The organism is Rhodococcus sp. NPDC003318, assembly GCF_042879035.1.
GTDB lineage: Bacteria > Actinomycetota > Actinomycetes > Mycobacteriales > Mycobacteriaceae > Rhodococcus_G.
The window spans coordinates 29,622-40,243 of the sequence record NZ_JBIAOU010000014.1; the positions used below are offsets into that span (position 1 = coordinate 29,622).

1 protein-coding gene is annotated in these 10,622 nt (G+C 73.7%); it reads left to right on the forward strand.

Translation table 11 applies throughout. The annotated features are described in order from the left end of the window. Positions 1-7 precede the first annotated feature (7 nt). Positions 8-10,585, forward strand: a complete 10,578-nt coding sequence (locus ACFYVR_RS19935) for an amino acid adenylation domain-containing protein (RefSeq protein ID WP_387476323.1) — start codon at positions 8-10, stop codon at positions 10,583-10,585. The last annotated feature ends 37 nt before the right edge of the window (positions 10,586-10,622 follow it).

Genomic DNA, 10,622 nt, shown 5'->3' on the forward strand with positions numbered 1-10,622 from the left:
GTGTCCGGTGGAGTCGACTGACCAGTGCACCCTGTCGGCCGCGCAGGCCGGTGTCTGGTACGCGCAGCAACTCGACCCGGGGAATCCGAACTTCGTCACGGGACAGTGCATCGACATCGTCGGTGAGCTGGATCCCGCACTGCTCGCGCGTGCCGTCGACCTGGTCGCCGCGCAGTCGCCGGAACTGTCCACCCGCGTCGACGTCGTCGACGGCGAGCCCGTCCAGGTCCCCGGCGGCCACCGGATCCCCCCGACGGGGATCGTCCCCGCCGCCGATCGGGAGTCCGCGCTGGCGGACATGCGGTCCCGGCTGCGGGTGCCGGTGGACCTCAGGATCGAGCCCGGCTTCGGCGCCGCCGTCTACGTCCTCGGCCCCGACCGCCACGCGCTGCTGCTGCGCACCCACCACGCGCTGCTCGACGTCTACGGCTACAGCCTGCTCGGTCGTCGGATCGCCGCGGTCCACAACGCACTGAAGGCCGGGACGGAGCCTCCCGCACCCCGATTCGACGCGATCGGTGCGGTCGTGGCGGAGGAGTCGGACTACGCGGCGTCCGCGCGGTTCGCCGCCGACCGCGAGTTCTGGATCGCCGACACCCGTGGTGCACCGGATGCGCCGACGCTCGCGCTCGCGCCGGCACCGCCCGCCGCGGCCCTCGCGCACGACCTGCGTCACGACACCGTCGCGGTGACAGCGCAGATCGCGGACCGGCTTGACGAGCTCGGCCGCGCCGCCGGGGGCGGCTGGGCCGACGCGGTGACGGCCGCCATCGCGGGCTACCTCGCCCGTACCAGCGGCGAGACCGACATCACTCTCGGATTCCCGTCGATGAACCGGATGGGCTCCGCTGCGGCGAGGGTGCTCACCGTCGCGGTGAACATCGCTCCGCTGCGGGTCACCGTCGACCCCGGCGCCGGCGTGGCGGACCTGACGCGGTCGGTGCGCGAGGCCGTCGCCCGCACCCAGCCGTACACGCGGTACCGGTCGGAGGACATGCACCGGGACCTGCGGCTGCCCGCCGCAGCGCCGGGTCCGGTCGGGCCTGCGGTGAACATCAAGCCGTTCGGCGACACACTGCGGTTCGACGGCGCCACCGCGACGGTGCACTCGCTGGCGCGCGGCCCGATCCGCGACATCTCCTTCGTGGTGCGCCGACTCGACGAGACCCGCGCACTCGAGATCCAGATCGACGCGGACGCCGACCGCTACACCGCCGCGGACCTGCAGCGGCACGCGCGGGGCCTGACGCGGTTGCTCGAGTCCGCCGTCGGCGGCGACCCCGCGCTGGCGCGCGTGGACCTGCTCGACGAGGCGCACCGCGTCGGGGCGCGGTGGTCCGGAGCGGTTGCCGTGGACGAGTGTCCCGACGTGCTCGACGCCGTCGACCGACAGGTCGCCGCCCGCCCGGACGCCACCGCGCTGGTCTGCGGCCCCGATCGCTGGACCTACGCCGACCTCGCCCGCCGGGTCGACGCGCTGGCCACGGACCTCGCCGCCCACGGCGCCGGTCCGGAATTGCTTGTCGCACTGGCACTGCCGCGAACCGTGGACGTGGTGGTGGCGCTGCTCGCCGTACTGCGGACCGGTGCGGGCTACATCCCGCTCGACCCGCAGTTCCCCGCCGCCCGGCTCGAGTACATGCTCGCCGATGCGCGGCCGGCGATCCTGCTGACCACCGGCGGCTTCACCGACCGCGTCGCGGTGCCCGCGAACACGGTGACCGGTGTCCTCTCGGACGGTCACCCGACGTGGGCCGTCGAGCCGGGGGTGCCGGTGGCCGGGACCGTCGGTCCGGGCAACACCGCCTACGTGATCTACACGTCCGGTTCCACGGGAAACCCGAAGGGGGTCGTGCTCGACCGCCGCGCCCTCGCCCGGTTCGTGTCCGCCGCCACCGACTCGACCGGGATCGACTCCGACACCCGGCTGCTCGCCGTCACCACCCTGTCGTTCGACATCGCGGTGCTCGAGCTGTTCGTGCCGCTGTGCGCCGGCGGCACCGTGATCCTCGCCGACGACGACGCGGCCCGGGACCCGGCCGCGGTCGCCGCGTTGCTCTCCGCGGAGTCCGTCACCGCCGTGCAGGCGACGCCGTCGCTGTGGGGCGCGGTGCTGGACCAGCCCGGAGCGGACCTGTCCTCGGTCGCGGTCCTGGTCGGAGGTGAGGCGCTGCCCGCACCGGTCGCGGCAGGGCTGGCCGCGCGCGCCCGGTCGGTGACGAACATGTACGGCCCCACCGAGGCGACCGTCTGGTGCACCAGCACCCCGGTCGACGCCGACCGCGCGTGGACCGGCTCGATCGGACGACCCTTTCCCGGTACCGCGGCATTCGTCCTCGACCGGTTCCTGCACCTCGTCCCGGCCGGTGTGGTCGGCGAGTTGTACGTCGCCGGAGCGCAACTCGCGCGCGGCTACCGCGGCCGAGGGGGCCTCACCGCCGCTCGATTCGTCGCGAACCCCTTCGGTCCCGGACGGCTGTACCGCACCGGTGACCTCGTCCGCTGGTCGGCCGACGGCGAGCTCGAGTACCTCGGCCGTGGCGACGACCAGGTCAAGGTGCGGGGCCACCGGATCGAACTGGGCGAGATCGAGACCGTCGCGGCCCGCTTCCCGGCGGTCGCGGCGGCGGTCGCGGTGGCGCGCCCCGATCCGGCGGGGACGGTGCACCTGGTCGGCTACGTCACCGCCGTCGACGGCGACGTCGTCGACACGGCGGCGCTGCGCGACTTCCTCGCCGCGGAGTTGCCGGCGTACATGGTGCCGTCGGCGCTGGTCGTGCTGAGCGAGTTCCCGCTCACCCCGAACCTCAAGGTCGACCGCAAGGCCTTGCCCGCGCCCGACTTCGGCGACGTCGACACCGGTCGTGGCGCCGACAGTGCCACCGAACTCGCGCTGTCCGCGATGTTCGCGGACCTGCTGGCGCTCGACGCGCCGGGAGTGGACGCCGACTTCTTCACCCTCGGCGGCACCTCGCTGTCCGCGACGCGGTTGGTGGCCCGGATCGCCGGCACCCTCGGTGCCGACCTGTCGCTGCGGGACGTCTTCGACCACCCGACGATCTCGGGTCTCGCCGTCCTGGTGGACGCGGCCGTCGATGCGCGGTCTCCGATGACCGTCGTGCCCCGTGGTGAGACGATGGCGTTGTCCGCCGCCCAACAGCGACTGTGGTTCCTGCACAACGTGAACGGGCCGTCCGCGACGTACAACGTGCCCTTCGCCCTGCGGATCCGGGGTCGCGTCGACGAGCACGCCCTGCGTCGGGCGCTCGCAGCGGTCGTCGCCCGCCACGAGGTCCTGCGCACCGTGGTCGTCGACCAGGACGGTCTCGGGGTGGCCCGGATCCTGCCGTCCGACACCGCGGTCGCGTTCCGGTGCGCCGACGTCCCCGCCGACGACCTGGACCGGGCACTCGTCGAGGCCGCCGCCGTCCCGTTCGACCTCGCCACCGAGACCCCGCTGCGAGCCCACCTGCTGCGCACCTCGGCGCTGGAATCGGTGCTGCTGCTGGTGATCCACCACCTCGCCGGCGACGAGTGGTCCGCTGGGCCGCTGCTGTCCGACCTGGCCGCCGCGTACGCGGGCGCCGACCTGCCCGACGATCCCGGGAGGCTGCAGTACGCGGACTTCGCGGCGTGGCAGCACGCGCGGCCGACTTCCCCGGATTCCCTGGACTTCTGGCGTACGGCGCTGGCAGGAGTGCCCGAGGAACTGGCGCTGCCGTACGACCGGCCGCGACCGCCGGTGCCGAGTCAGCGGGGCGCCGAGGTGTGGCTGCACACCGACGCCGCCCTCGCCGCCGGTCTGCGGGCGCTCGCGTCCGAGACGGGCACGACGGTGTTCATGGCGGTCCAGGCGGCCGTGGCGGTGCTGCTGTACCGGGTGGGCGGGGGAGCGGACATCGTCCTCGGCGCCCCCGTCGCGGGCCGTGGGGCGGCCGGGGTCGAGGACCTGGTCGGCCTGTTCGTCGACACCGTCGCCCTGCGCGTCGACCTGTCCGGGGACCCCACCCTGCGGTCGGTGCTCGACCGGGTGCGCCGCACCGACCTCGACGCGTTCGCACACCAGGACACCCAGTTCGAGGACGTCGTGGACGCCGCGGGAGTGACGCGGTCGCTGTCGCGGCACCCGCTGTTCCAGACCCTCGTCCAGCACCGGACCCCGCACGTGGCACCGGTGTTCGCCGGACTGGAGGTCGACCCGTCGTACGTGTCGACCGGGACAGCGAAGTTCGACCTCACCTTCGAGTTCGTGGAGTCGGAGGACGGCCTGAACGTCCGCCTCGAGTACGCGCTGGACCTGTTCGACCGCGGTACGGCCGAGGCGCTGGCGCAGCGGCTGCGGGCGGTGCTCGAGGCCTTCGTGACAGCCCCGGACGGGGCGGCCTCCGACGTGGACGTGCTGCTGCCGGCCGAGCGGGCCGCGTTCGCGCCGGTCGCCGAGACGGAGCCCCGGCATCTGCTACCCGCCCTCCTCGACAACGCGGACCGGGAGTTCGCCGACCGCGTCGCGGTGGTCGCGGGCCCGGACCGCCGCACCTACCGTGAGCTCGCCGACCGCGCGAACCGGTTGGCGCGCACACTGATCGACCGCGGGATCGGACCCGACTCGATCGTCGCGATCGCGGCCGAGCGCTCACTCGACCTGGTCGTCGCGTTGCGCGCGGTCATCGCCGCCGGTGCGGCCTACCTGCCGATCGACCTCGACTACCCGCAGGCGCGGATCGGCTACATGCTCGCCGACGCCGCGCCCGATCTGGTGCTCGTCGACGCCGTCGGTGCCGCGCGGATCGTGACCGAGGCACCGGTGGCGGTGCTCGCCGACCTCGCGGCGGCGTCGCTCGCACGGTCCGCCGGACCGGTCGAGGACTCCGAACGCACCGGCAGGGTCGGCGCGGCGAACCTCGCGTACCTGGTCTACACCTCCGGGTCCACCGGGCAGCCGAAGGGTGTTCCGGGAACCGTTGCCGCACTGACGAACCGGCTGTCCTGGCAGCGTGATCTGCTCGGCGGTGCCGATGCGGACGTGCGGCTGGCGAAGAGTTCGTTCAGCTTCATCGACGGTTCGACCGAACTGCTGGCCGGGCTGCTGTCCGGTGCTCGACTGGTCCTCGCCGACGACGCGGACTCCCGGGACGTCGCGGCCCTCGCCGGTCTGATCGCCGAGCACCGGGTGAACCTGGTGACGGCCGTCCCCAGCCTGGCCGCCGCGCTCGCCGAATCGGGGGCGCACGTGCCGCGCTGGTTCCTCAGCGGTGAACCCCTCGAGATCCGGGTGGTCCGCGCCCTGGGGGACGCCGCCGTCCACAACTCGTACGGCTCCTCCGAGGTCGCGGGGGATGTGAACGTCTGGGCCGCCGCCGGTTCCGGCCGCGTGCTGATCGGTGCGCCGGTGCCCGGGGTGGGCGAGTACGTCCTCGACGCGCGCCTGCGGCCGGTCCCGGACGGCGTCGTCGGCGAACTGTACGTCGGTGGTGTCCAGCTGGCCCGCGGCTATCTCGGCCGTCCCGGCCTGACCGCCGCCCGGTTCGTCGCCGACCCCGCGGGCAGCGGACGGCGCCTGTTCCGGACCGGAGACCTGGTGCGCCGTACCGGGACCGGGGAACTCGCCTTCGTCTCCCGCGCGGACAACCAGCTGAGCCTGCGCGGATTCCGGATCGAGCCGGGCGAGGTGGAGGCCGCGCTGGCCACCCGCGCCGACGTCGAGCGGGCGCTGGTGACGGTCCGGGGGGATCAGCTGGTCGGGTACGTGGTCACCGCCGCCGAGCCCACCGATGCGGATCTGCGCTCGCACCTTCGAAATCTCCTTCCGGACTACATGATTCCGTCGGTGTTCGTGGTCCTGCCGGCGCTGCCGACCCTGCCCAACGGGAAGGTCGACCGCGACGCACTGCCCGCCCCCACGCGCGCCGAGCACCGCCGCGCACCGGCCACCGAGATCGAGGAACACTTCTGTTCCGCGGTGGCCGACCTGCTCGGGCTGCCCTCGGTGGGGCCGGACGAGGACTTCTTCGCGCTCGGCGGCAACTCCCTGCTCGCGACCCGCCTCTGCTCGGCGATCCGGTCGCGGACCGGCCGCGAGGTGAGCATCCGGGAGGTCTTCGACCTGCGCACCCCCGCGCTCCTGGCCGCGGAGACCGCGGCGCTGTCCACCCGCGCGCCGCTGCTGCGGCGCGAGCACCCGGAACTCGTACCGATGTCGGCGGCGCAGCGCCGCCTGTGGTTCCTGCACCAGCTCGAGGGACCGAGCCCGACGTACAACATCCCGTTCACGATGCGGCTGCGCGGGACGGTCGACGTTCCCGCGCTGCGCGCGGCCCTGGCGCACGTGCTGGGCGTGCACGAGAGTCTGCGCACCGTGTTCACCGCGGGCGACACCGACGACGGCCACATCGGCTACCAGAAGGTGCTTCCCGCACCGGATCTCGCTGTCGACGGCGACGTACCGCTGACGGTCGCCGACGTCGATCCGGCCGCACTCGGCGACCGCCTCGTCCGCGAGACCGCGTACCCGTTCGACATCACCACCGAACTCCCGGTGCGGGCGGTGCTGCTGCGGACGTCCCCGGACGACGCGCACCTGCTGCTGCTCGTGCACCACATCGCCGCCGACGAGTGGTCGGCGCGTCCGCTGATCGCGGACCTCGCCGCCGCGTACACCCATGTCGCGACCGGCGCCGGGGAGCTGCCCGGGCCACTCGCGGTGCAGTACCGCGACTTCAGCGCCTGGCAGCCGGAGGTTCTCGGCGACGCCGCGGACCCGGCCTCGGTGGTGTCCGGGCAACTCGACCACTGGGTGTCGGTGCTCACCGGGCAGCCCGAGGAGATCGCCCTGCCCCTGGACCGGACCCGGCCCGCGGTGTCGACCTACCGTGGTTCCGCGGTCGGGTTCGAGATCGGCTCCGAGACCGCCCGGGCGCTGCGTTCGGTCGCCGCCGACTCCGGGGCCACGATGTTCATGCTGACCCACGCCGCCGTCGCGGTGCTGCTCCGCGAGCTCGGCGCCGGCGACGACGTCGTGGTCGGCTCTCCGGTCGCCGGACGGTCCGACGCCGCCCTGGACCGGCTCGTCGGGTTCTTCGTCAACACCCTCGTCCTGCGCACCGATCTGGGTGGGAACCCCACCTTCGCCGAGGTGCTCCGCCGCGTGCGCACCGCGGACCTCGACGCCTATGCGCACCAGGACGTTCCGTTCGAGCAGCTGGTCGAACGGATGGCTCCGGCGCGGTCGCTCTCCCGGCAGCCGCTGTTCCAGGTCCTGGTGCAGTACCGGGACCGCATCGACCCGGTCGTGATGGCCGGTCTGGACGTCACCCCGGTCTTCGTCGAGACGGGGACCTCGAAGTTCGACCTGACCTTCGAGCTGGCCGAGGCCGTCGCCGACCCCCGCGACCCGTCGGCCGTCGGCGGTGTCCGCGGCCGGATCGAGTACGCGAGCGACCTGTTCGACCGGGCGACCGTGGAGTCGTTCGCCGGTCGCCTGGTCCGGCTGCTCGAGCAGATCGCCGAGAACCCGGACACCCGGCTGTCCGAGCACGACCTGCTCACCGAGGGCGACCGCGCGGCGCTCGCCCTCGGCGAGTCCGGGCGGACCGTCGCCGTCGACGAGGCGACGCTGCCCGAGTTGTTCGCGCGTCAGGCGCGGACCACGCCGGGCGCGCTCGCGGTGGTCGTCGACGAGACCGGCGAGCAGCTCACGTATGCCCAACTCGACGCGGCCGTCGATGCACTGGCCGCCCACCTGACCGTCGCATCGGGATCCGTGATCGCGGTGTCCGTGCGCCGCAGCGCCGCACTCGTGGTGGCGCTGTTGGCGATTCACCGGGTGGGTGCCGCGTACCTGCCGCTCGACGACAGCTACCCGCGAGAACGTCTCGAGTACATGGTCGCCGACGCGCGGCCCGCGCTGATGCTGGTCGGTCCGGGGGTGCAGGCCGTCTCGGGAGACGCTCCGGTACTCGAGATCGACGCCGCCGGACGGGTGCCCGGCCCGGCGGCACCGCCCGTGGATCCTCCGCGCGTGCATCCCGATGCGGCCGCCTACCTGCTCTACACGTCCGGATCCACCGGCCGCCCGAAGGGAGTACTGGTCGGCCACCGCGCCATCGCGAACCGGTTGGCGTGGATGCAGGCCGAGTACGGCCTCGCAGCCGCCGACCGGGTGCTGCAGAAGACGCCGTCCGGTTTCGACGTGTCGGTGTGGGAGTTCTTCTGGCCGTTGATCACCGGCGCCGCGCTGGTGATGGCCCGCCCGGACGGGCACCGGGATCCGCAGTACCTGCGCGAGGTGATCGACCGGCGGTCGGTGACCACCGCGCACTTCGTGCCGTCGATGCTGGCCGCCTTCCTCGACGCGGTGGCCGAGACGGGCGGTCCGCGCCCCACCCTGACGCGGGTGCTGTGCAGTGGTGAGGCACTGGCGACCGAGCACCGGGACCGGTTCCACGCACTGGTGGACGCGCAGCTGCACAACCTGTACGGACCGACCGAGGCGGCGGTCGACGTCACCGCCACCCCGATCGAGCCGCACCGCGGCGACGGACCGGGGTGGGTGCCGATCGGACGGCCGGTGTGGAACACCCGCGTCCTGGTCCTCGACGAACGGTTGCGACGGGTGCCGCCCGGTGTCGCGGGCGAGTTGTACCTCGGCGGTGTGCAGTTGGCGCGCGGGTACCACGACCGGCCCGCGCTGACCGCGGACCGTTTCGTCGCCGACCCGTACACGGCGACGGGCGAGCGGCTGTACCGCACCGGCGATCTGGTCCGGCTGCGGCCGGCCACCGGCGGACCGGCGCTCGAGTACCTCGGCCGCACCGACACGCAGGTCAAACTGCGCGGGCTTCGGGTCGAGCTCGGCGAGATCGAGGCGGTGCTGCTCGCGGACGAGTCCGTCGCCCAGAGTGCCGTCGTGGCCCGCTCCGGCCGCCTGTACGGCTACGTGGTGCCCGCCGCCGGTGCGGCCGTGGATGTCCCGACGCTGATCGCCTCGGCGTCGATGTCCCTGCCGGACCACATGGTCCCGGCCGCGGTGGTGGTGCTCGATGCGCTGCCGCTGTCGGCGAACGGCAAACTGGACCGCAGGGCACTGCCGGAACCCGAGACCCCGAGCGCCGAGACCCGGCGGGCGCCCGACGGTCCCGCCGAGACGGCGATGTGCGAGCTCTTCGCGGAGGCGCTGCAACTCGACGAGGTCGGCGCCGACGACGACTTCTTCATGCTCGGCGGCGACAGCATCGTCTCGATCCAGGTCGTCAACGCCGCCGCCCGGCGCGGAGTCACGTTCGGGCCCCGCGAGATCTTCCAGTGGCGTACCCCGGCGGCGCTCGCCCGGGCGGCGGAGTTCGACACCGCCGCAGAGGATGTCGGCTCCGCGTCCGGACCTCGCGACCCGGCGCAGTGGGGTCCCGTTCCGCTGACGCCACTGGTGCACCGAGCCCGCGAGACCGGACGCGAGCCGGCCGGGCTCGGCGCCGCGGTGACGGTCGCGACGCCGGTGGGGGCGAGCGCCGAGGGCGTCCGTGCCGCGCTCGGCGCGCTGATCGACACCCACGACGCGCTGCGGTTGCGGCTGACCCGGGTGGCGTCGGTGCTGTGGTCGCTCGACACCGGTGCGGCCGTCGACGTCGAGTCGATCCTGCACCGCGAGGACGCCACGGACGACGAACCGGCACAGCAGGTCTCGGACGAGGCCGCCGCTCTCGTGGCCGGCCTCGACCCGGAGGCCGGCCGGACGCTCGCCGCCACGTGGATCGACGCGGCCGGGAGGCCGGGTGTGTTGGTGGTCGCGGTGCACGCGTTCGCCGCCGACACCCGCTCGCTCGGTGTGCTGCGCGCCGACCTCGACGCACTGGTGCACGGGCGGACCGTCGCGCGTCCCGCGGCGACCGCCCACGGCCTCGCCCACCGGATCAACGACCGCGCCCAGGATCCGGCGCTGATGGCGGAACTCGCGCACTGGTCGCAGGTCCTGGCACCCGGTGCGGGTCTGCGCGCCGGCGTCCCGGCGTTGCCCTCGGTGGATCCGGCGCGCGCGGCCGTGGACGCCACCGTCGTCCTGGACGCGGTGCCGGGTCCGGACCGTTCGGCGCTCGCGCTGGCCGCCCTCGCCACCGCGGTGGCGCAGTGGCGAGGTGAGCCGGGGGAGTTGGCCGTCGAGGTCGAGCGGGTCGTGGAGCGGGGCGGTGACGAGGATCCGGACGCCACCCGGACCGTCGGTCCGTTCGTGTCGGGCGTCCCCGTCCGTGTCGGCGACCCGTCGGTGGCGGCCGTGCGGTCGGCGCTCGACGCGACACCGAGCGGGTACGGCCTGCTCCGGTACCTGGGCGCCCAGACCGCGCCGGTGTTCGTGACGCTGGCGCGACCCGAGGTGGCGCTGCGTGTCGTTGACGCGAATGCGCCGGTGCAGGCGGTGGTCGATCCACGGCAGCTCGAGGTCACCGTCGCGTTCGCGGCCGACGGATCGAGCGCACACGTCACCGTCGACCACGATCCGGCCCAGGTGACCGCGGCCGACGCCCGGACGATCGTCGACGGCGTGGCCGCCGCAATTCGGACACTCGACCAGGCTGGATTGAGCACCGCTCGGTAGTTTGGATAGGCTAACCACGGTATCGGGACGCTGTGGA